This is a genomic window from Polaribacter sp. 2405UD43-2, assembly GCF_058147125.1.
The window spans coordinates 1-239 of record NZ_JBYVJX010000088.1 but is presented as its reverse complement, the minus strand read 5'-3'; the positions used below and the strand labels follow the sequence as shown (position 1 = coordinate 239).

The window sequence follows — 239 nt, the reverse complement described above, 5'->3', positions numbered from 1 at the left end:
GATGAGTTAAAAGTTGCGGTAGATAAGTGTAAAATTAATCAACCAAAACAAACAAATGTTCAAGTAAACTTGGATGATATTCGTAAATTATTGGTAAACCCAGGAGATAGAAAATTTAAAAAAAGGTTATCTATAAAAGTTGGTCAGCATATAAAAATTATTCATATAGAGGAAATAGAATGTTTTTACAGTGAAAATAAATCGACATACATACACACAAAAGGAAACAGAAGTCATCT

General features: G+C 27.6%; 1 pseudogene. It reads left to right on the top strand.

Annotated features, from left to right (window positions below):
* Positions 1–239, top strand: a pseudogene (locus tag ACY2RX_RS14855) (DNA-binding response regulator); the annotation flags it as partial.